Annotated in this window: 17 protein-coding genes and 1 other annotated feature; of the genes, 11 read left to right on the forward strand and 6 right to left on the reverse strand. The window is 33.1% G+C overall.

Annotated elements, in window-relative coordinates; all coding sequences use genetic code 11:
* Positions 1 to 50: 50 nt before the first annotated feature.
* Complete coding sequence (locus PBV87_RS06770; RefSeq protein WP_271011610.1) at positions 51 to 1,316, reverse strand: 6-phosphofructokinase; 1,266 nt, start codon at positions 1,314 to 1,316, stop codon at positions 51 to 53.
* 167 nt (positions 1,317 to 1,483) lie between these two features.
* On the opposite strand from PBV87_RS06770, the gene PBV87_RS06775 reads away from it, so the two are divergent.
* From PBV87_RS06775 to pheT, 3 genes are all read left to right on the forward strand, one after another.
* Complete coding sequence (locus PBV87_RS06775; RefSeq protein ID WP_271011611.1) at positions 1,484 to 1,921, forward strand: hypothetical protein; 438 nt, start codon at positions 1,484 to 1,486, stop codon at positions 1,919 to 1,921.
* A 14-nt stretch (positions 1,922 to 1,935) separates the two neighbouring features.
* Positions 1,936 to 2,175: a binding site (T-box leader), on the forward strand.
* 71 nt (positions 2,176 to 2,246) lie between these two features.
* Complete coding sequence (gene pheS, locus PBV87_RS06780; protein ID WP_271011612.1) at positions 2,247 to 3,266, forward strand: phenylalanine--tRNA ligase subunit alpha; 1,020 nt, start codon at positions 2,247 to 2,249, stop codon at positions 3,264 to 3,266.
* A 508-nt stretch (positions 3,267 to 3,774) separates the two neighbouring features.
* Positions 3,775 to 6,165 carry a phenylalanine--tRNA ligase subunit beta gene (gene pheT, locus PBV87_RS06785; RefSeq protein ID WP_271011613.1) on the forward strand — a complete coding sequence of 797 codons (2,391 nt, stop codon included), beginning with the start codon at positions 3,775 to 3,777 and terminating at the stop codon, positions 6,163 to 6,165.
* A 1,536-nt stretch (positions 6,166 to 7,701) separates the two neighbouring features.
* On the opposite strand, the gene PBV87_RS06790 is transcribed toward pheT, so the two are convergent.
* Entirely contained in the window at positions 7,702 to 7,890 is a 189-nt protein-coding gene (locus tag PBV87_RS06790; RefSeq protein ID WP_271011614.1) for a hypothetical protein, read from the reverse strand.
* Positions 7,891 to 7,972: 82 nt separating this feature from the next.
* On the opposite strand from PBV87_RS06790, the gene PBV87_RS06795 reads away from it, so the two are divergent.
* The 5 genes from PBV87_RS06795 to PBV87_RS06815 all read left to right on the forward strand — a co-directional run bounded on the left by PBV87_RS06795 (position 7,973) and on the right by PBV87_RS06815 (position 12,762).
* Entirely contained in the window at positions 7,973 to 9,022 is a 1,050-nt protein-coding gene (locus tag PBV87_RS06795) for an HD domain-containing protein (RefSeq protein ID WP_271011615.1), read from the forward strand.
* 5 nt (positions 9,023 to 9,027) lie between these two features.
* On the forward strand, positions 9,028 to 11,127 hold the full coding sequence (locus PBV87_RS06800) for an NACHT domain-containing protein (protein ID WP_271011616.1): 2,100 nt from the start codon (positions 9,028 to 9,030) through the stop codon (positions 11,125 to 11,127).
* A 266-nt stretch (positions 11,128 to 11,393) separates the two neighbouring features.
* Positions 11,394 to 11,711: a hypothetical protein gene (locus PBV87_RS06805; RefSeq protein ID WP_271011617.1), complete on the forward strand. Its 318-nt coding sequence runs from the start codon at positions 11,394 to 11,396 to the stop codon at positions 11,709 to 11,711.
* Positions 11,712 to 12,086: 375 nt separating this feature from the next.
* Positions 12,087 to 12,257, forward strand: coding sequence for a hypothetical protein (locus PBV87_RS06810; protein WP_271011618.1), 171 nt, complete (start codon positions 12,087 to 12,089; stop codon positions 12,255 to 12,257).
* A gap of 85 nt (positions 12,258 to 12,342) precedes the next feature.
* Positions 12,343 to 12,762 carry a GNAT family N-acetyltransferase gene (locus PBV87_RS06815; protein ID WP_271011657.1) on the forward strand — a complete coding sequence of 140 codons (420 nt, stop codon included), beginning with the start codon at positions 12,343 to 12,345 and terminating at the stop codon, positions 12,760 to 12,762.
* Positions 12,763 to 12,972: 210 nt separating this feature from the next.
* On the opposite strand, the gene PBV87_RS06820 is transcribed toward PBV87_RS06815, so the two are convergent.
* Positions 12,973 to 13,320 (reverse strand): hypothetical protein, encoded by a 348-nt coding sequence (locus tag PBV87_RS06820; RefSeq protein ID WP_271011619.1) that lies wholly within the window; start codon positions 13,318 to 13,320, stop codon positions 12,973 to 12,975.
* A gap of 223 nt (positions 13,321 to 13,543) precedes the next feature.
* Between PBV87_RS06820 and PBV87_RS06825 the strand changes: the two genes are divergently transcribed.
* Positions 13,544 to 14,476 carry an aminoglycoside phosphotransferase family protein gene (locus tag PBV87_RS06825; protein WP_271011620.1) on the forward strand — a complete coding sequence of 311 codons (933 nt, stop codon included), beginning with the start codon at positions 13,544 to 13,546 and terminating at the stop codon, positions 14,474 to 14,476.
* Between the two features lie 103 nt (positions 14,477 to 14,579).
* On the forward strand, positions 14,580 to 16,412 hold the full coding sequence (asnB, locus tag PBV87_RS06830) for an asparagine synthase (glutamine-hydrolyzing) (protein ID WP_271011621.1): 1,833 nt from the start codon (positions 14,580 to 14,582) through the stop codon (positions 16,410 to 16,412).
* 195 nt (positions 16,413 to 16,607) lie between these two features.
* Here asnB and PBV87_RS06835 read toward each other — a convergent pair whose 3' ends face one another.
* Genes PBV87_RS06835 through PBV87_RS06845 form a run of 3 tightly spaced genes read right to left on the reverse strand, consistent with a single transcriptional unit; the run spans position 16,608 to position 17,920 of the window.
* Positions 16,608 to 16,904, reverse strand: coding sequence for a nitrous oxide-stimulated promoter family protein (locus tag PBV87_RS06835; RefSeq protein WP_271011622.1), 297 nt, complete (start codon positions 16,902 to 16,904; stop codon positions 16,608 to 16,610).
* An 18-nt stretch (positions 16,905 to 16,922) separates the two neighbouring features.
* Complete coding sequence (locus PBV87_RS23000; protein WP_301335058.1) at positions 16,923 to 17,291, reverse strand: YbaN family protein; 369 nt, start codon at positions 17,289 to 17,291, stop codon at positions 16,923 to 16,925.
* Positions 17,292 to 17,308: 17 nt separating this feature from the next.
* On the reverse strand, positions 17,309 to 17,920 hold the full coding sequence (locus PBV87_RS06845) for a Crp/Fnr family transcriptional regulator (protein WP_271011623.1): 612 nt from the start codon (positions 17,918 to 17,920) through the stop codon (positions 17,309 to 17,311).
* 298 nt (positions 17,921 to 18,218) lie between these two features.
* Here PBV87_RS06845 and PBV87_RS06850 point away from each other — a divergent pair, with 298 nt between their 5' ends.
* Positions 18,219 to 22,127: an NEAT domain-containing protein gene (locus PBV87_RS06850; protein WP_271011624.1), complete on the forward strand. Its 3,909-nt coding sequence runs from the start codon at positions 18,219 to 18,221 to the stop codon at positions 22,125 to 22,127.
* Positions 22,128 to 22,139 lie beyond the last annotated feature (12 nt).

The raw sequence follows: 22,139 nt of genomic DNA on the forward strand, positions 1-22,139 counted from the left end.
ATACCTCTTTTATCTATTTAATATAGATTAATTAATCCTATGATAGCTTCTTAATTTTCTTCTAAGTGTTCAAAGAAGTGTTTATTATGAAGATGTGTAATATCACAATAAATAGGAAGACCATTTTTGTAGCCTACTAAAGTTTCGCCTTCGATTAAAGGACGAAGATATGTAAGCATGTCTTCTGTTACATCATTACCTGCTTCATTAATCCAAGATCTTGGAATAATTCTTTCCTTATTAGCAATATCTTCAATGGCATGAGGAACAATCTCAACTTGGTATGGTGCATCACTTATACGGTTATAGCACATCATACTTGCTGTTAGTCCATCTATAGCAGCTTGTACAGCAGCTTTACCAATGAGAACACTCTCATCGATATCTGTTTTAGAAGCCACATGGGCCGCACAACGTTGTGTCACATTAAGCTCTACAGAACGTACTTTACAACCAAGTTGGTCTTTTAAGTAATTTTCAAGTGTTTTCCCAGCACCACAAAGTTGTTTATGACCAAAGGCATCTACGCTTGTTCCAGTTGCTGAAATATAGTTACCTTCTGCATCTTTAATACCTTCAGATACAGCTACAATAATATTTTTGCGTTCTTTTTGAACACGTTTTATATCTTCTACAAATTGTTCAAGAGAAAAAGCTGCTTCAGGTAAATAAATAAGGTCAGGTGCACAAGAATATGTTGTACGAGCCAGTGCAGCACTTGCAGTTAACCAGCCAGCATTACGGCCCATAATTTCAATAATAGTTACAGATGGAATATTATAAATATAAGTATCATGTGCAATTTCGAGCATTGTAGTAGCAACGAATTTTGCAGCACTACCAAAACCAGGTGTGTGATCAGTCATTGGTAAGTCATTATCAATAGTTTTTGGAATACCAACGATACGAATAGGGAAATTTTTCAATTTAGCATAAGAAGAGAGTTTAACAACGGTATCCATAGAGTCATTACCGCCAATGTAAAATACAGTTGTAATATTGTGAGTAGTAAAGAACTTAAATAGTATTTCATAAACCTCAGGAGCAACTTCATAATGAGGTAATTTAAAACGACAGGAGCCTAAAAACATAGAAGGCGTAATAGAAAGAGTATCAAGAGATTCTTGGGTCGTAAAAGTTTCCGATAAATTGAGATACTTGCCTTGAAGTAAGCCTTCAATACCATTAACCATCCCATATACCGAGTTATAGTTCTCCGATTCTAATATACCTTGTAAAACGCCACTTAAAGAAGCATTTATAGCAACAGTAGGGCCTCCGGATTGCCCAACAATACAGTTTCCGCGAGTTAGCATGCAAAGATCCTCCTTAGAAATATCAGTCATTCATTCATTTAAGCATACCTATTCATAATACTAAAAAGCGGACAGATTGACAAGAGTAAGCAAGTTTCAATCTTTAAGTTTAAAAAACCTAAAAATTTGGCAATAATGTTGATACATTATAAAAACGAGGTGCTAATATGGATACTATGGAGATTATTCAGAAAGAACATTTAACGATTAAGAGTATTTTGAGACAGATGAAAAGTGAGCTCGTTTCTCTAGTACAAGATCAAAGGGTAGACAAGGTAATGTGGTCTATTTGTCTAGCTTTTGTTAAAGAAAATATAATAGGCTTTCATCATCTTAGAGAACGTGAACTTATTATGAACTACAGGTTAGGTGGGAATTACGAACAGTATGAGGAACTGATGAATAGTATAAACGAAAGGCATGAGCTCATAGCTTGTCACTATGAGAGATTAGTAGAATTTTGGAATTACTATCAAAATGGTCATACACTTGCTAGATATAATGTCATGGAAGAAGGCGAAAGTCTTATCCTTTTAATGGAGATTAGTATGACTATGGAAGAAAAACTTTTTGACTTGACAAGAAAAGAATGTATAGTACAATAATTGATATAATAATATGAAATGCTAGGAAAATGCAAAGTAGCTTTTTTAGAACCATAAAGAGAGAAGGTGTCACCGGCTGTAAGCACCTTTTGGCCCTGTAGAAAAGTGAATTTCACATTGGAGCAGTACTTTTGAATCCTTTTCATCTAGATTGAAAGAAGTAGGAAGTATCGGTTGCGCGTTATAGCTATTAAAGTGTTTATACTTAGTATAAAAATTTGGGTGGTACCGCGGAGTCAAGCTTCGTCCCTTTTCGGAGGGATGGAGCTTTTTTTATTTCTAAAATTATAAAAGTAAGTTTAAAGTCCAGAAAGGAGTAAGAAAAGTGAAAGAAAAATTAGAGCAAATTCAACAAGTTGCATTAAGTGCAATACAAAGTGCAAGTGATCTTAAAGTATTAGAAGACTTAAGAGTACAATACTTAGGTAAAAAAGGTGAGCTTACAGCTGTTCTTAGAGGAATGAAAGATTTAACAGCAGAAGAAAGACCAGTAGTAGGTCAAATGGCAAATGAGGTGCGTGAAGCATTAGAAACAGCCTTATCTGATAAAAAGGTAGCTCTTGAAAGCGAAGCTGTAAATCAAAAACTTAAAGAAGAAGTTATTGATATCACAATGCCAGGTAAAAAAATGAACAAAGGACATATGCATCCACTTCATAAAACACTTGAAGCATTAGAAAACATCTTTATGGGAATGGGATATGAAATTGTAGATGGTCGTGAAGTTGAAACAGCTTACTACAACTTTGATGCCCTTAACTTAAGAGAAGAACATCCAGCTCGTGATGAACAAGATACATTCTACTTTACAAATAACTTAGTACTTCGTACAGCTACATCACCAGTACAAGTACACACAATGGAAGAACAAGCACTTCCTATTCGTATGATTGCTCCAGGACGTGTATACCGTTCTGACGAGTCAGACGCAACACATTCACCAGTATTCCACCAAATTGAAGGTCTTGTAATCGATGAAAATATTACATTTGGTGACCTTAAAGGGGTACTTGCTGAGTTTGCTAAGAAATTCTTCGGAGATAAAGTACAAGTTAAATTCAGACCTCACTACTTCCCATTCACAGAGCCAAGTGCTGAAGTAGACGTAAGCTGTGTAATGTGTGGTGGTAAAGGCTGTAACGTATGTAAAGGTTCTGGCTGGATTGAAATCTTAGGATGTGGTATGGTTCATCCAAAAGTACTTGAAATGGCTGGTATCGACTCAACTAAATACCAAGGATTCGCATTTGGTATGGGTGTAGAACGTTTAACAATGCTTAAATACGATATTAACGATTTAAGATTATTCTACGAAAATGATGTGAGATTCTTATCACAGTTCTAGGGAAGAGAGAATGTGGGAAGACGGTGGCTATAGAGAGTTTGAGTATTCCATATGCTCCTTCCGCATTTTAAGAGCTGCTATTTCATTATAAATAAGATAACGCCACAAACTCGCTAACGCTCAAACAGTGTGGCTAAAACCATCTTATTTATAATTCATGCATCTCTACAAATGCTCCAGAGGCATATTTCATGCTTCAACCTCTAGACATCCACCTTGCCAAACATCCATAGGTTTCCTAGGAACTTTGATAAGGAACGGAAAGTAAAGGGTGGATTTGGTGACTGCATGGAGTTTGAATACTCAATGTAAACACTCTAGCTAAACTTCTAGAAGTGGCCTAGATACTTTTCACTTCATTATTACGAGTACTGGTAAGCTCCTTAGATCCTGAGAGGGATAAAGGGGGAGAAACAGAAACATCTGTGATAGATTATAACGATAATGTGGTTCGATTAAATAAGATAAAAGTATATAAAGATGATAGATAAGAAAGGAAGTTGGAAAAATGAACGTACCTATGTCTTGGTTAAAACAATATGTAGATATTGATGTAGATATAAATACTTATATAGATGCAATGACAATGTCTGGCTCTAAAGTTGAAACAGTTGAAGTGAGTGGAGAAGAGATTACTAAAGTTGTTGCAGGTAAAATTGTTGAAACAACTCAACATCCAGATGCAGATAAACTTCGTGTAATGAAAGTGGATATCGGTGGAAGTGAACTTCTTCAAATCGTTACAGCTGCAACGAATGTAAATACAGGGGATGTTGTTCCTGTATCACTTGATGGTGCAACACTTCATGGTGGTCTTAAAATTAAAACAGGTAAACTTCGTGGTGTAGAATCACAAGGAATGTTCTGTTCAGTAGAAGAACTTGGCTTTGCTGCAAGTGACTTCGAAGATGCACCAGAAGATGGTGTATATATCTTCCATGAGCCAATTGAATTAGGTTCAGATGTAAAACCTTTCTTTGGTCTTGGCGAAGAAGTAGTAGAATATGAGATTACATCAAATAGACCAGATTGTTTCAGTATTTTAGGGATTGCGAGAGAAGCAGCTGCAACTTTCAAAAAGCCTTTTAAATACCCAGAAATCAAAGTTGAAGAAGTTGCAGGCAATGCAGCTGACATGGCAAAAGTAACAATTGAAAATGAAGCACTTTGCCCAAGATACGCAGCACGTATTATCAAAAATGTAAAAGTAGGTCCATCACCAAAATGGTTAAAAGACCGTCTTTTATCAGCAGGTCTTAGACCTATTAACAACATTGTAGATATTACAAACTACATGCTTCTTGAATTTGGTCAACCAATGCATGCTTTCGACTACGACAAACTTAAAGGTCACCATGTTATCGTACGTAATGCAAAAGACGGAGAAAAAATGGTTACTTTATTCGGTGATGAAGTAGAACTTGATAACACAATGCTTGTTATTGCAGACGAAGAAAAACCAGTAGCAATCGCAGGTGTTATGGGTGGAGAAGATACAAAAGTAACAGAAGAAACAACTACAATTCTTTTTGAATGTGCTAACTTCAATGGATACAATGTACGTCAAACTTCTAAAAAACTTGGTATTAGCAGTGACTCATCTAAAAAATACGTTAAAGGTCTTGATCCAAACAACATTACAGATGCAGTAGACCGTGCAGCACAACTTATCAATATGACAGGTGCTGGTGAAGTTGTATCTGGCGTTATTGATGTATATCCAGTAAAACGTGAAAAACTTACAATTTCATATGATTTACAATGGATCAATAATTACCTTGGAACAAAAGTAACTGAAGAAGAAATGAAAGCTTACTTCGAAAGTCTTGAGTTTGAAGTGAACACAGAAGCAAAAACAGTTACACTTCCAACATTCAGACCAGACATTACAATGATGGCTGACCTTGCAGAAGAAGTTGCTAGACTTTATGGCTATGATAAAATCGAAGTAACACTTGAAAGAGGTACACCAACAGTTGGACACAAAAACTTTGAACAAGAAACAGTAACAGAAATTCGTCATCTTATGAGTAGATACGGCGTACATGGTGCTGTAACTTATACATTCGAAAGTCCAAAAGTATTTGATAAACTTTGCATTCCAGCTGATAGCCCACTTAGAAATGTATTAACGATTACAAACCCACTAGGTGAAGATTTCAGTATCATGCGTACAACTACTTTAAATGGTATCTTAAATTCACTTTCTATTAACTATAACCGTAGAAATGAAACAGCTATGCTTTACGAAGTAGGCAAAATCTTTGAAAAAGTAGAAGGACAAGAACTTCCAAATGAGATCAAAAAACTTACTGTAGGTATGTACGGCAAAGATGTAGACTTCTACACACTTAAAGGTCTTGTAGAATCTTTAATGGAAGACCTTCATGTTCAAAAAGTAGAACTTGAAAGAAATACAGAGTTAGTATTCATGCACCCAGGTCGTACAGCGAACCTTTTAATCGGTGGTAAAGTTTGCGGTTACTTCGGTGAAATTCACCCACAAGTAGCTAAAAACTACGGTTTAGAAGCTAAAACTTATGTAGCAGAGCTTGACCTTGCTATGATTCTTAATAGTATAGAAAAGGCACGTAGCTTCTCTCCACTTCCCAAATATCCAGCAACAACAAGAGATATTGCTATGCTTGTAAGCGCAGATGTACTTGTTGGTGATATTGAAAAAGTTATTAGACAAAGAGCTGGTAAACTCCTTGAAAGCTGTGAACTCTTCGACGTTTATCAAGGTAAACAAATTGAAGAAGGTCACAAATCAGTAGCATACAAACTTGTATTTAGAGCAGCAGACCATACACTTACAGATGAAGAAATTCAAAAATCTATGAAGAAGATTTTAAATGGTCTTGAGATGGTTATTGGAGCAAAATTAAGAGAACAATAAGATACAGATTGTAGGAATCATAATAAGACAAATAATAGGAGGTACTGAGATTCATTTCAGTACCTCCTATTATTATTTAGATACAAAATCAACAGGTAGATTTAAGTTAGCTTTTTGATTGTGGTAAAACTTATATGATGTCTATCCCAAGGCTTATTATCCAAACTGCTGGGTTATGGGTGTAGTACTTTGAGGTAGACTTTGTCGATGAAGAAGTAGCTGTAGATGGGGCTTTACAAGTAATTGAAATAAGTGAAAGCTATAATATAAAGAGTATACAAAATAGTGCTTAAAATAGAGGGGATATTTTAAAGAACTTTGAGAAATAAAAGAGATAAAAATATAAAAATTATATATTTTGTATATTGTAAAATAATCAGAAAAGTTATATACTTAATGTATCAAGAGACATGCAGTATAAAGTAACCCTAATATAAAAGTATGGTGCGTTGGTATTCTAGATGCCCAACCTACTATACCACTAAGAAAGAAGTCATAACTTTTGCCTCCCCTCCCAAAAGGCAAACTTGTTTCTTAGGCATCCCCATTTTGGAGGTGACACCAAGATGATGGATGAGAAGGATAAGGATTCAATCTCATAATGGAATCAATAATACATATTGTATAAATGTTGGATGGAACTAAGACAGTACCTCTTATGTGTTACAAGTGGCCAGACGATTAAAAGTGTAAAGTCATTGCGACCTCTTGCACCGGCAGGGATACCAGGCGCTTTAGTAAGGACGAGAATCGGCTAGACGGGAACCAGAATAACTCCTTATACAGACACCCTATTGATGAAGTTGTATAATAAGAGTCCAATAAAACATGTCACCTATAAAGCTAGCTTAAGTTTGCCCATGATTTTGGAGGGGAGGCAACTTAGGCTAGCTTTTGTTGCGTTGTGAGATCTTAAGCCTATTAGGCATATAATAAGGGTTTTATAATTACTTAAATTTTAAGGGAGGGAAAGGCTTTGTGGCCTTTTTTCAGTTAGTCGTCGTCATTATGGTATTAAAAGGACGACTTTTTTATGTATAGAATTAATGATAGTAAACATTATTATAATAAAGAATATTTTTGGATAGCTAAAAAAATGATGTGCGGGATAAGCTACGGTTTCCTAAACCGTGCGTCGTAGGTTCGAATCCTATCAGGTGCAATAAATAAAGCCTTACAATTACTTGGTTTTCAAAGATTGTGAGGCTTTTTTGTTGTATATTGAATTGTCAATGCAATTTTAGTTAGTAGTAAGTAATATTGTCATTTTTCAAGTAGTCGTCGCCGTTACGACGTCAAATGGACGTCGTAGAGAAAGTATAAGTATCCTGTAGCCCAATAAGCATAGGATAAACTTAGCAAATGTTGAGTGTGGAGACATAAATAATCTAATAATAACTTATAATTCGAGATTATAAGAGTTTTAAATCTATGATGAAGAAAGTGGAACGTATATAAATATTTTTTTCTAAAGATTATAATTTAAAAAAATAAATGAAACTTAATATAAAAGGATAAGTTGAAAAAAATAATATACTATGGTTTAATTACTTTAGTATCATTTAGTTCGGAAGCGTTTGTTTTATTATAAAGCTCAATTAAAGAATCTAATTTAGTTAACTTCGTTTTGTAATATGGGCAATTTATGTCGGCATAATCTGTGCAATCCATACAGCAATCAAAGAAACCAAAATTCATACAAAAAGTAGGTTTGTGCTCACACATAATAAGCTCCTTTAGCTATTTATTAAAGAGTATGCACAAGAAAGTATTAAATATTACAGATAACAGATAAGAAAGGGTTAAAATGGAAAAATATTTTAGAGATAAAAGGTTTAAAGAATTATACATAAGCAGCATAAATAATTGTAAAGAGCACTTGAAAGAAGTGATTCAATGCAATAGTCCTTTATATAATTTTACAGACCATTCATTAACTCATTCACAAAGAATAGAGTCAAGAATAATAAGTTTATATAAGGAGCTTTTTGAGGGCAGCAATGCAGATGTATATTTAAATGATGCTGAAATTTATATATTAATCATGAGTATATATTTACATGATATTGGAATGGAACTTATGAACGAAGATAGACTGTTAAAGCTATTTGAAATAAGAAGTTACAAGAATAAATTTACACAAAGTCTAGTTGATAAAATAACTATAGAAGAGATAAAAGAAGCTAAAACAAATAGTGAAGATTTTTATAATTTCATAAGAAAAAATCATCATATAATTTCAGCACTTTGGATTATGCGTAGTCAAGAGAAAAAAGAATTTGCCCTACCCATTTTAGATGGATATGCTAATTTTATAGCACAGATATGTTTTGCTCATAATGAAGATGTTGAAGTTTTAGGGGAAGTGTATTATAGTAAAACATCTTATCATGATAATACAATAGAATTGAAGGTACTGTCATACCTATTAAGAATAGGAGATGCATTAGATGGAGATAGAAGCCGAGTAAATATACAAGTACAAAACATTAAAGATATCCCAGTAATCTCTAGAATACATTGGTATAGACATTATTTTACTAAATCTATTTTTTGTCAGGATAGAAACATTAGTATTGTTTTTGAGTTTCCAGAGAATGAATGCTTAGAGGACGAGCTAGAAACATACTTTATTGATAATACAAAAAAATGGTTAGAAGTCAATATTGATGACTTGATGAGACGGAAAATACTAGAGAGCAGTATTAGAAATAAGTATTTAAAATATACAGTACAGGTAGAAGAGTTGGAATATGGATTCATCACATCAATTGATGAAGAGGCTAGATGTAGAATTAAAGAAGAAATAGTTGGAAATAAATCGGCATCAATAGTGGTAAAAAAAAAGATTATGTAGTTCAAATGACAAGCCAGTTCAATGAGGAATTGATAGAAAATAAGTATGATTCAACATTGCAGAAAACTATGAAAGATATATTTATACAGCCTAAGATATTTAATTATGCAGAAGGTGAGAAAGATGAGTCTGTAATTAATGATATAAGGGTAGAGTTGAAATCAATTATAGATGGGCAGAGCAACTATGCGTTTATAGGTAGAGAGAATATAGGGAAGACTACCTTATTAAGGTATATTTTTTGTGAATATCAGAGTACAAATAGTATTCCTTTTATAATTGATTATCATGAGATAAAGAAAACATCCACAGACCTTATATATAAGGTCATTAGAGGTCAGGGGATGGCGCAATTAGGAGAGGATATTTCAGAGTTAATTATAGAAGGTAAAATTGTTCTATTGATAGATAATGTAGATATATATGAAGAAAAATATTTTAGGAACATAATAAATTTCATAGAAAAGTATCCGAATAATAAAGTTATTATTACTAGTACTGAAACCGAAGAAAGTAAAATATATGCATTTGAGAGAGGGCTAGAGAAAGAAAAAATACTAGAAGAGTTTCAAGTAAACTACTTACATTGCTTTGGAATGGAAGAGTTAAAGATAATGGTTAATAGGTGGGTTACAGCAGGTAAGCTAAAAAATGAATTTAATATCTTAAAGAGCATGAAAAAATTACTTTTTAATAATAAATTGCCTCGAACGCCATTGGTATATTCTTTATTTATAGGGATACTAGAAAGTGATATGAATATCCTAGATATGGGAACTATCAATATGTATCTATTATTAGATAAGTTCTCGGATGTATATCTTGGAAAATATTCTATATGGGACAATAGAACTGAGTATATGAACTATAATACAAAAGATTATATGCTTCAAGTATTGGCAAATTACTTCATTTCACATAATAAAAAATCTGTAGATACAAAAGAATATATAGAATTTATAGAGCAGTTTAATGAAGATAGAGATGTTGAGTATGATGCTCTTAGATTATTAGATGAATTGAAGAAATCAAAGTTGATTAGTTATAAAAAAAGTCAAATAGAATTTACATTTGATTGTTTTTTATATTATTTCTATGTTAAGTATATAGGTAGAAATGGTGAGGGAGATAAGCTTTTAGAAAAAATACCTTATCAGGCATATAATGAAATAATTACACTATATGCTAGTCAGGTTATGGATGCAGAAGACGTTGTGATAGAATGTATGGCATATTTGATGGATGAAGTTGATATTTCATTAGAACCTGTATTAAGTGATATAAATCAGATATATGCTTCATTAAAAGTAATAGGTAATTTAACTTTAGAGGATAAGAAAAAGGATAATAAGGAAATAGAGTCAGAAGTTAATTCTATAAAGAAAACAGAACGGATGATAGAGAATACCTATGATGAATTACCTAGGCAAAATATGTCGGATAGAAAGAATGGACTTTTTGGAGCTACGTTATTACTAAGTGAAGTTTTAAAAGAATCAGAAATGATAAAAAAAGGATGTAAAAGAGAAGCTATCCAATATTGTATAGAGGCATACTGTATTATATTTAAAAAGCTATGTGAAAGGTTAGATGAGTATATAGCAGAAAAAAAAGAAAAGGATAGTAGTGTAGATGAAAAGACAATGAAATATGAATTAGTGATAATGCTAACTTTCATTGTACAAGGGATGGCTATAGAATACCTTGCAGGGCACAACCTTAATGTGGCAATAGACAGATTATATGAAGAAATAAATTATGAATTTGGTAAGTTCATATTAATAAGTTTAAAGCTAGAACTAGAAGGAAGAGGCTTTAAGGAATTAACAGAAGAATTTATTAATCAATGTGATAATCAAATATTACTACAATGCTTACTCATAAACTTACAGGGGACTTTTGTAGAAAAGTCTATGACTCCACAAGCAGAAATAATAAGACTCGGTCTTATTAAAAAGTTGATAGAAAAATTATATTCACCAACCAGTGTGGGAAGAGACCATGTATATACTAAGGTGCATACTATTGATACGCATATGCAAAATTTAACTAATAGAAGAAAAATTTATCAAAAAACACTAAAGGCAGGAAATACATTAAAATAATATTGGTATATATATTATTTTAATGGACTAGTATTAATCATATAGTTCATTATTTTTATGATCAGAAATAAGCTGATATCTGTCTGATGAAAGGTATCAGCTTGTTTTTGTATTCAAAAATGAGGAAAGGAGCAGTGTCGATGGGATATCTTATTGCCTTTGGAGTAGGTTTAACTGTAACAGTAGTATTTACATTCTTAGTTACAGAATACGTGCTAGAAAATCAATAATACATAGGAGGTAAACTAGCTACTAATAATTTGAAAATGGCTGCAACAGCTCATAAGTTAGAATTATATGATGATGCCTCATATCTAAGTGCAGCAGCAGGAGAAAAGTTTATGAAAAGTTGCCCTGGGATTACTAATAATCAAAATCATAAGGCACAAGAGTTATTTCAAGATATGAGCACACTTATGAAGGTACAAAGAAGTAAAAACGATATTAAATTTCTTGGGAAGGTTAATTACAACAACAGATATGGAGATTCATATATTGAAGCTACACAACAAGAGTCGCTAAGAAGATTAAAAATTGCATGTGATATTAAAGAAGATATATATATATATTGGAACTGTGGCTAATCAAGTGCTCGAAACTTGGAAAGATACCTCAAGTAATATACCACAAAGTAATGAGAGTATAGTAGGAAATCAGTTTAATAGAATTATGAAGTGGAGTGAAGAAGCCTGTAAAAAAAGTAGGAAATAGAAAATAGCAGAACATATAACATAGTTAGTTGAATAGGAAGTGCTAGATAGTTTCAAGTAGATTCTATCATTACAACTTCATTTCGTCGTCAAACCCTATAAATAAGAGAAGTCAGCCAAAATTCAAAAGGCTATAGCCTTTGCTAAATGAACTGTATATGACAATTTAGCAGGTTTCCTAAACCGTGCGTCACTTATTCAAGTTCATTTAGATCCAATTAACAAAGGTTCGTAAGTTACTGGTTATCAATGGCTGATGAAGTATCCAATGCGCTTATCGACAAGATACAAACAGGAAAAGATTTAACAGTCCATGATATTATAGAACTGACCTTTACACCTATAATGGGTGGTAAGCAATCTAAGGTAGATAAAATATTGCAAGCTATTAGATTAGTCAAAGATGTGGATAAGAACTAAAAAAATAATAGTGTATAAATGATGAGACTTGATTAATAGCAATATATATTAAGTCTTTTTATTTTGAGGGGGAAGAAAGGTGAAAATGATTGATATAAAGGAGAATTTAAAGACTAAAGATATTCTAACAATACTAGCACAAAGTACATATATGCCTACTGAAGAAAAACTAAATGCTAGAGCCCAAAGGTATATGGATGATGACCGAGTTATTGCCTTAGGTGCAAATATAGATGATAAGTTTTGTGGCATTGTTATTTTAAATTATGAAGAGAGTTACAGAGTAGAGATACTGGACATTGCTGTTTTAAAAGAGAGGCAACATCAAGGCATTGGACATCAAATGATTAAATGTATAAAAGAGTTCTATAAACCAGCCTGCATATTAGCAGAAACGGATGATGATGCAGTTGGTTTCTATAGAAAGATAGGCTTTGAAGTGAATAGTTTAGGTGAGAAATATCCAGGCATTATTAGATATGAATGTAAGTATACTTGTGAATAGGAGACTATCGCAGTATGGATTAGCTATAGTTAGAGGTCAAATGTTTCTATTATTATGATGGAATAAAGTCGCCAATGAGCTATTAATGAAATAAGGGATGATTAGGAATAAAGGCTATATCCAATGATGATTAAAAAATAAAATCTTGGATACATCAAAAAAATACTTCTCATGTCAATCAATAGATAATGATTTTCATGAGGAGTATTTTTAATTAGAGTGTATGAGAAAAGAATCAATAACAAGGGGTAAAAATAAATCAATGATAATTAGACTAAATGCTCCTATGCAAAATAATGGCAAAATAAAGTTGTAAAAACAAGTTTCACCAATGACAAAGGTGATAACGGCTAAAAGGAGAATGAAAGTAACTTCTAAGCCTTTCAAACAACGAATAAGCGCGCAAGCTACTTTAGAATGAAGTAATCTTTCATGTTGTATAGAATGTCGTTTGATAAGGGGCAAGAAAGTAAGCAACGTAGCTTCATTAATTGAAAAAAAGAAAGCTAAAAGAAAAATACCAAGCAGTATTAAAGTTGTAGCAAAAGTATAATACATATCATTCACCCCACAAAATCTATATTTATATAATATGGCTCAATAAGGAATAAAATGTAAAAGTTGTTCAAAAACGAATGATTAGTTTTGAATAAAAAATAAAGATAGATTTAGAATTGAAATATAGCATGTATAGAGATACAATAAGCTTAAAACTTAATTTAGATAAAAGCATATTGGGGTGTAATTGGGTTACCATATGCTAGCAAGTAGGGGTGAGAAGATGGCAAAACCATTACTAATATATCCAGTAGAAGGCATACCTCATTATTCAACATGGCAAGTGATTAAACAAATTAATGAAGGTTGGTCCATGGACAAAAAATATTACGTTGAAGATAAAGAAAAAAATAAATTTCTTATACGTATAGCAGATGGTTCACTATATGAAGAAAAACAAAAGGAATATCAATTTTTACAAAAGGCGAATAAGATTGATGCAGTGATGTCGCAAGCAGTTGAGTTTGGAACATGTAATGAAGAGCAATCCGTTTATATGATTTTAACATGGGTAGAAGGTGAGCCACTTAATGAGTGTTTAGATCAGTTACCTATTGAAGAGCAATATGCTTTGGGATTAGAAGCGGGGAGAATACTAAAAGCTATTCATCAAATTAAAGTGGCTAAAGAAGATAGGCATCTACAAGATAGAAAACAAAGAAAGCTTGGTGGGATAGAAAAGTATAAATTGAGTAGTAATCGGATCCCAAATGATGAAGGGATCATTACATATGTAGAAGAAAATATTCATCTACTAAATCCTTATCCAGCAGTTTATTTGCACGGGGACTTCCATCCAGGAAATATGATTTTAACACCAGATGGAAAGCTAGGTATTATCGATTTTAATAGGTGGAAATATGGGGATCAATACGAGGAATTTTATAAGATACAGAGCTTTGCTAAAGAGATTAGCATACCTTTTTCAAAAGGACAAATAGATGGATACTTTGACTACGAGCCACCAGAAATATTTTGGAGGGTACTTTCTGTATATGTAGCACATGCAGCCTTATATTCTATTGTATGGGCTGAAAAGTTTGGGGACGAAGAAGTAGAAGGTATGAAAAGACGATGCTACGAGGCAATAGAAGACTATGAGTATTTTGCTAAAATTGTACCAAAGTGGTATAAGACAGGCAACAATTTTAAATAGACGAATAGAATAGTACAGAAGACAAAGGCGTCTTAAGTGTATCGATGAATGAAAACACTTAAGGGGTCTTTTTATTTTTGTGCTTGTACAGGAGGGAAATTATATGTGTTCAATATGTGGTATCGTTGATTTTATACATGAAGAAAGAGCAAATGAGGGGTGCGTTAGAAAAATGGGAGAAGCTCTTGCTCACAGGGGGCCAGACCAACAAGGGGTGTATGTAGCAAAAGGTGTAGCTTTTCAGCATAACCGTTTAGCAATTATGGATGTTGAAAGAGGCCTTCAACCTATGACAAGAGTTTATGAAGGTAGGAAGTATACCATTGTTTATAATGGTGAAATTTATAATACACCTGAACTGACTAAAATGATTGAAAAGGCAGGTGTGAAGTTACAAACGACATGTGATACAGAAGTTGTTTTGTATCTTTATATTTTACTTAAGGAACAATGCGCAAATTACTTAAACGGAATCTTTGCCTTTGCAGTATGGGATGAAAGCAAACATGAGGTTTATTTAGCACGTGATCGATTTGGTATTAAACCTTTCTTCTATACACAAGTTGGTAGTACCTTATTGTTTGCATCTGAAGTAAAGGGGTTACTTGCTCATGACATGGTTAAAAGTGTCTTAGATCAAGAAGGTTTATGGCAACTTCTTTACTTAGCGCCTACTAAAATAGGTGGAACAAGTGTATTTAAAGATATTTTAGAAATTCCTACAGGCTATTATGGTGTTTACAACAAATCAGGATTGAAGCTTACAAAGTATTGGGAATTAGAAGCCAAGGCATTTGAGGGAACTGAACAAGATGCAGTAGAAGAAACCAAAAGATTAGTAACGGATGCTATTACAAGGCAACTTGTATCAGACGTACCCCTTGCAACTTTACTTTCAGGTGGATTAGATTCTTCTATTATAAGTAGTGTAGCAGCTAGAAAATATGCAGCAGAAGGTAGACAGCTTGGAACGTATTCTTTTGAGTATGCTGGAAATAAAGAGAACTTCCATGCAACCTTGTTCCAACCACAAAGTGATGATGAGTATGCACGTTATCTCGCTCATGAATTAGGAACACATCATCAAGTGCTAACGGCTGATATTGATAGCTTAATTAAATTACTATATGATGCCACATTATATCGTGACTTACCAGGAATGGCAGATATAGATTCTTCTTTACTCTACTATTGTAGCCAAGTTAAAAAAGAACACACAGTAGTATTATCAGGAGAATGTGCAGATGAAATCTTTGGTGGATATCCTTGGTTTTATCGTCCAGAAATGCTTCAAAGTGGCTTCTTCCCATGGATTCATGATGCAACGAAGAGGGCTAGCCTTTTCCAAGATAAATGGGTCAAACCAGATGAAGGTCTTGCATTTGCACAATCTGTATATCAAAAGAGTGTAGCAGAATGTCCAGTGCTTGACTCTGATAATGCAAGCATGAGACAAAGCAGAATTGCGACATGCTTATCTGTCCAATACTTTATGACATCATTGTTAGAAAGAAAAGACCGTATGAGTATGGCTAGTGGTGTAGAGGTAAGGGTACCTTTTGCAGACCATCGTATATTAGAATTTATTTATAATGTACCTTGGGAAATTAAGTTCAAAAATCAAGTAGAAAAGGCACTTCTAAGAGAAGCAATGCAAGACTATTTACCAGATAAAATCCTCAATCGTAAGAAGAGCCCTTATCCAAAAACCCATAATCCAGCATATGAAGCAAAGGTTATTAAACTTTTAGAGTCAAGATTAAACGACAGTGATTGTAGAATCAAAGAGCTCATTAATAAAGTAGCATTAGAAGATATTTTAGCTACACAGAATGTAACTTGGTTTGGTCAATTGATGTCAAAACCACAGCTTCTTGCTTGGTTATTACAACTTGATTATTGGTTAGTCAATTATAATGTAGATATACAATTATAATAGATACAATGGGAAGCGTAGCAGGATGTTATTTAAACTTTAAATGAGAAGACGAAGATACCCAGAAAAGGTATAAAGCGTTTAAAAAAATGGTCAACTTTAACAATATAAAAGGGCTATAAAACTAATCAAATTTCTAGTTTTATAGCCCTTCTATTTATTGTGATTATTAATAATGATATGGCAGTCTTTCACTTAATTGAGATTAAGCATGTGTTTTGTAACGAGAATAGGATGTTTGAAGAATATTCGAGGACCGCTAAACTTCATAACCTTTTTGATTTCTTCTTTGTACTTAGGCGCATAGCAATGGGTTTGGCATTGGCTACAAAAGGATTTGTTTTCAGCATATCTACAATGAGAAAGACGTTTAAGAGCATAAGCTTGTAAGTTAGCACATTCTGTACAAAGATCAGATGCATGATGATGTTTGTGACAGTAAATTTCAATCATATGGGTTACAACTTGTTTTTCTGTTTCTATACGTCCCATGTAAGAACCTCTCTTTGTTTATACTGTTTTAATGGTTTTTATCTTAAATATAAAATAATAATACTTAAAGATATATAGGAATATGATAAATACTTTTACAAAAATATTGTCTACAAAAATAAGAGGGAAGAGTAGCATGACAGAAGCAAAAGCTAATGTACATATTTTAGTTTTTAAAAGCATTGATCGCTCTGTAACAAAGCTATCGAGATGTTTTTTATAAAGTTTGGTGTGTGTAAACCAGTTGTGAAATCTTGTTGATCCTTTGGCAAAGCAAACAGAGGTCAGTAAGAGAAAAGGTGTAGTGGGCAAGATGGGGAATATGACACCAATTACACCAAGAATTAAGGCAATAAAGCCTACTGTAATATAAAAAAGTTTAGACATAGATATGATTATCCTTTCTATAATTGCATTAATTTATCGAGATTTTGAATTTTGAAAGAATCCTTGTAGTAGTCAATAATCTCTTCTTTTTTTAGTTCTGATAAAACCTTTGAAAGGGCAGGGCGTGTCACACTTAAATAACTAGCCATTTCACAACGACTTAATGAAGTAGTAAAGAGTAATTGCCCGGTCTGTTCATATTGGTTGAGTAAGAAAGCAGCAACACGCCTTTTAAGAGAGGGAATACGTGTGTATTCTATCTGTTCAGTTGAAATTAAATGACGATTAGCAATAAGCGATAGTAAATTGATAAGAAACTTATTTATGTAAGGGCTATAAGGGTGCCCAAGTAAAAGTAAATCCTTCACTTTAATAAACAACAATGTTGTATTTTCTAAGGCAATGACATCGTAGGGAAGACTATCATGGCCTGCGCAGACCAAGTCTTCGCCAAAAGTCTCATACATTTTTAAAATATGAGAAAATGTTGCATTGTGGCATAGGCAAGTACGGCTGCACATTACTTTACCTTTTAATACTATGCCGATCTTATTGAAATCTTGATTTTGGGTACAAATATATGAACCTTGCTCATAGTGTTTGATAGTTGTAGAAAGTTCTAGAAGCAAAGCGTTAATTTCTTTAGGAGTCATATTTTTGAATAAAGAAATCTTTTTTAAGGTATTTATATATGATGCAAACAGTTTAAATGCCTCCTTGATATTGAGATTTAATCTCAAAAATATAGATTACTGTAATAGGATATATTAAAAAAAGGAAAAAGTAAAGGATAAATGAAAATTGTTATCAATTATGTATCTATGAATACCAACTCTGTCTGAGTGGATTGACATCACAAAAAATTAGATGCTATAGTTTGTGAAGTTCAGATTACAGAAAATTAACAAATAAGGAGTTGGAATAATAATGGCAAAATCATTGAGATATAAATTAGCGAATATGGCATTGTGCTGCACAGTAATAACAGGGACAATAAGTCAAAGTGTAACAGTACTTGCGAACGAAAATAAAATACAACATGAGACACTTTATACAGACAATGATCAAATCAGTACAACAACAGGTTCAGCACTTGAGGTTGCACAAAAGACCACAAGTGCAGCATTAGATATACAACCAGTAGCACAAGACCCATGGGAAAGCATTGTCTCTAGTGCAACTCATAAGGCGAGTATCAATATCTTACATGAAACACAAAATAAAAGTTCCATGTCAGCTTCATATTTTGAGAAAAGTAATATACCAGCAAGAATTGAAAATGGTAAAGTACACCTTACTTTAAAAGTTTATAAAGACAGTACATTTTTTAGCAACGTTATTAAGGGGCTCAATCTATGTAATGAAAATGGATGTCAGGCATTGGAACTAGACTATTTAGAGGATAACAAGATAAGATACATAACAACAGAAGTTATACTTGAAGATATTGAAGAGGATACATATATACAGTGTAAGTTAGAAATACCATTTATGGGTTCTATGCAGCCTAAATTAAGAATTCAGCTAACAGAGGAGAGCAAAAAATATTTTAAAGAATTATTAGATCAAGAAAGAATTGACCCTTTAAAAATGACAGTTACACATGTTGATGAAACCATATATAAAGCTGAAGATGGCAGAATTGCTATTCAAGTAGTAGGTGGAAGTGGAAAATATGAGTACACAATAGATGGAGGAGAAAATTGGAACGAAGAGTCTACATTTGAAAATCTTGAACCAGGTATTTATAAAGTAGGTGCTAAAGATAGAGCAAATTTAGATGCTGAAATTATTTATCAAGATATTACAATTCAAGCGCGAGAAAACTTGGTAGACCCATGGGTAGATATTGTGTCTAGTGCAACACATACAGCAAGTATCAATGTTTTACATGAAACAAAAGATGAAAATTCAATGGCAGCAGACTTCTTTGAAAAAGGTGTGGTACCAGCAAAGATTAGAAATGGTAAAGTCTATCTGACTTTAAAAATAGATAAAGATGGGCTAGGATTTAAAAATGTTGTTAAAGGGTTCAATATTCTTAGAGATGGTGTATACGAACCACTTGAAGTCAATTACTTAGATAACGATGAGATAAGATATATTACAACAGAAGTAATGCTTGAAGATATTCAAGAAGATACATATATGCAGTGTAAATTAGAATTACCATTTGCTTCTATGCAACCAGCATTAAGAATTCAACTTTCAGCAGAAAGTATTGAATACTTTAAACCATTATTAGGTTTGACAAAGCCAGAAGGCTTAGAAGTGACAGTTACGCCTACTAATGAAACAGCTTATAAAGCTAACGATGGGAAAATTATTATCGAAGCAGCAGGTGGAAGTGGAAATTACGAGTACACAATAGATGGTGGAACAACATGGAGTACAGAGTCTACATTTGAAAACCTAGCACCTGGTAATTATAAAGTAGGTGTTAAAGATATAGATAAGACAGATCTGGAGACTGTTTATCAAGAAGTGACAATAGAGGCAAAAGGCAATTTAGTGTTACCAAAAGGTACTTATACTGTTGATATTGATGTATTACATGAAACTGCAAATAAACCTTCAATGGCAGCAGCATTTTTTGATCAAGAAGCAATAGAGATGGTTGTAGAAGATGAGCAAGTGATACTGGCACTAAACATCAAAAAAGATGGAATGGGACAGACAGATGCTATTAAAGTGATAGAACAAAAAGTAGGCGAAGAATTTGTAAATGTTCCACTAGAACACTTAGACGATGAAAATATCAGATATGTAATAGGAAAAATTAATTTAGAAAATGTAGAAGAAGCGGCTTATGTAAAATGTCACTATATGACCCCAATGGGACAAATGGCCCATGTGTTACGTATTCGTTTAACAGATGAAACCATACAAAAGCTTAAATCAGAAATAGGGGAAGTAACTCAAAGCTTAAAAATGGATTATACTGCGACTCATGAAACTGCTTTTGGAGCAGAAGATGGAACGATTACGCTTCAAGTTCAAGGGGGAAGTGGAGCATATGAATACACAATAGATGGTGGAGCAAATTGGCAAGCTGAGCCTACATTTGAAGGACTTAAGCCAGGGACTTACTTAGTAGGAGCAAGAGATCAAGCAAATAATAATGTAAAAACCTCATTGGAAGAAGTTGTGATTCAAGGAAAGTCACAAGGTGTAATAGAAGGCTTAGTAGATGGAGACTATTCTGTAGATATTGAAGTTCTTCATGAAACCAATAACGAGACATCTATGGCAGCACAATTCTTTACTCAAACGAATTTACCGTTAGCTATAGTAAATGGCAAACCTTATTTAACCATTCAAGTGAAAAAAGATGGAATGGGCATGAAAGATGTCATAACATCTTTAGAACAAAAAGTAGGCGGAAACTATCAAAGTCTTCACTTATCACATCTTGATGATGCACAAAAACGTTATATTACAACAGAAGTAGAGTTTGAATCTGTTGATGATGTTGTGTATCTCAGATGTGGTATTGCACCAATGCTACCAATGAAACCAGTTTTACGTCTTCGCCTTGTAGAAAGTAGTATTAAACCAGGGGCAGGACAAATTGATACAAGTCTTGTAGCCAATGAAAAAACAGCTATACAAAGTGTGGTAGCAGAAAATGGAAAAGTGACCATAACACTTACTGCGGAAGATAAAAGTTTAACAGCAAATGACTTTATTGGACGTGTATACCTAGATGGTAGTAAAGAAGGAACCCTTTTAACATTGAAAGACTTCAAAATGGAAGGAACACAAGTAAGTTTTACTTATGATGAAATAGAAGCAAAAGATAAAGAACAAAAAGTTCAAATAGGTATTACATTTAATCAAGAAGAAATCAGTTCAAATGTTTTTGCTATTCCAGGACTTAAGGTAGAGGTCAAACTTGAGTTTGAGATTAAAGAGGATGCACAAAACATTCGTTACATAAAAGGGTATGAAGATCATACATTTAGACCGAATGAAAAAGTGACAAAAGCAGAAACGATTGCTATGTTAGCTAAGTTTATTGATGCACCAGAAAAAGATTATCAAACAGCATCTATAGATGTTCTACATAAGGATAAAAATGAAGCATCTATGGCAAAACAATTCTTTAAAACAGATGATATTATGATTGAAAAAGTAGACCAATCTTATGAAGTTCATTTAGAAATTGAGAATGAAGGACTTGGATTTACTAACATTATTACAGGTGTATGGCAACAAGTAGGAAAAAGCTATGAGCCATTAGTAGTAGAAAAATCAGCAGATCTTAAGAAAGCTTATGTTGTAATAAAAACAGATAGCTTAAAAGATCCAATCACTTTAAAAACAGGCATTGCACCTATGGGAGATATGGCTCCAGAACTTAGAATTGTAATTGATCAAAAGACACTTAGAGACAGTGAATATAGAAGTCAGTATGAAGATATTGATATGTGGGCAAAAGAGGAGATTACCTTATTTGAACAACTTGGTTTAATCGGTGAAGAAAAGGCTACTTTATTTAATCCAAATGCGGCTATTACAAGAGGAGAATTTGTTAAGATTATTGCACAAATTACAAGATTAAATGTAGAAGAAGTAGAGGCATTACCTTTTAAAGACATTGAAGATTCTATTTACAAAAACTACATTATTGCAGCAACTGAGGCTGGTTATATCAACGGATATGACGATGGAGAATTTAAACCAGAAGAAAACTTAACAAGAGCACAAGCCGTAAAAGTTATCAATAAAGTTATGGGGCATGATCAAGTAGAGTTAGAAGAAAAAGAAAATACCTTTAAGGATCTTAGTGAAAGTCATTGGGCTTATGAGGATATTCTAAAAGCTGTAGAGTAATAGAAAGAGTAG

The organism is Holtiella tumoricola, from assembly GCF_027857615.1.
GTDB classification, from domain to species: Bacteria; Bacillota; Clostridia; order Lachnospirales; family Cellulosilyticaceae; genus Holtiella; species Holtiella tumoricola.

Excerpts from the sequence above, each read along its gene's own strand:
- PBV87_RS06770 (WP_271011610.1), bottom strand. The coding sequence starts at position 1,316 with ATGCTAACTCGCGGAAACTGTATTGTTGGGCAATCCGGAGGCCCTACT.
- PBV87_RS06775 (WP_271011611.1), top strand. The coding sequence starts at position 1,484 with ATGGATACTATGGAGATTATTCAGAAAGAACATTTAACGATTAAGAGT.
- pheT (WP_271011613.1), top strand. The coding sequence starts at position 3,775 with ATGAACGTACCTATGTCTTGGTTAAAACAATATGTAGATATTGATGTA.
- PBV87_RS06790 (WP_271011614.1), bottom strand. The coding sequence starts at position 7,890 with ATGTGTGAGCACAAACCTACTTTTTGTATGAATTTTGGTTTCTTTGAT.
- PBV87_RS06795 (WP_271011615.1), top strand. The coding sequence starts at position 7,973 with ATGGAAAAATATTTTAGAGATAAAAGGTTTAAAGAATTATACATAAGC.
- PBV87_RS06800 (WP_271011616.1), top strand. The coding sequence starts at position 9,028 with ATGACAAGCCAGTTCAATGAGGAATTGATAGAAAATAAGTATGATTCA.
- PBV87_RS06805 (WP_271011617.1), top strand. The coding sequence starts at position 11,394 with ATGGCTGCAACAGCTCATAAGTTAGAATTATATGATGATGCCTCATAT.
- PBV87_RS06810 (WP_271011618.1), top strand. The coding sequence starts at position 12,087 with ATGGCTGATGAAGTATCCAATGCGCTTATCGACAAGATACAAACAGGA.
- PBV87_RS06815 (WP_271011657.1), top strand. The coding sequence starts at position 12,343 with ATGATTGATATAAAGGAGAATTTAAAGACTAAAGATATTCTAACAATA.
- PBV87_RS06820 (WP_271011619.1), bottom strand. The coding sequence starts at position 13,320 with ATGTATTATACTTTTGCTACAACTTTAATACTGCTTGGTATTTTTCTT.
- PBV87_RS06825 (WP_271011620.1), top strand. The coding sequence starts at position 13,544 with ATGGCAAAACCATTACTAATATATCCAGTAGAAGGCATACCTCATTAT.
- asnB (WP_271011621.1), top strand. The coding sequence starts at position 14,580 with ATGTGTTCAATATGTGGTATCGTTGATTTTATACATGAAGAAAGAGCA.
- PBV87_RS06835 (WP_271011622.1), bottom strand. The coding sequence starts at position 16,904 with ATGGGACGTATAGAAACAGAAAAACAAGTTGTAACCCATATGATTGAA.
- PBV87_RS23000 (WP_301335058.1), bottom strand. The coding sequence starts at position 17,291 with ATGTCTAAACTTTTTTATATTACAGTAGGCTTTATTGCCTTAATTCTT.
- PBV87_RS06850 (WP_271011624.1), top strand. The coding sequence starts at position 18,219 with ATGGCAAAATCATTGAGATATAAATTAGCGAATATGGCATTGTGCTGC.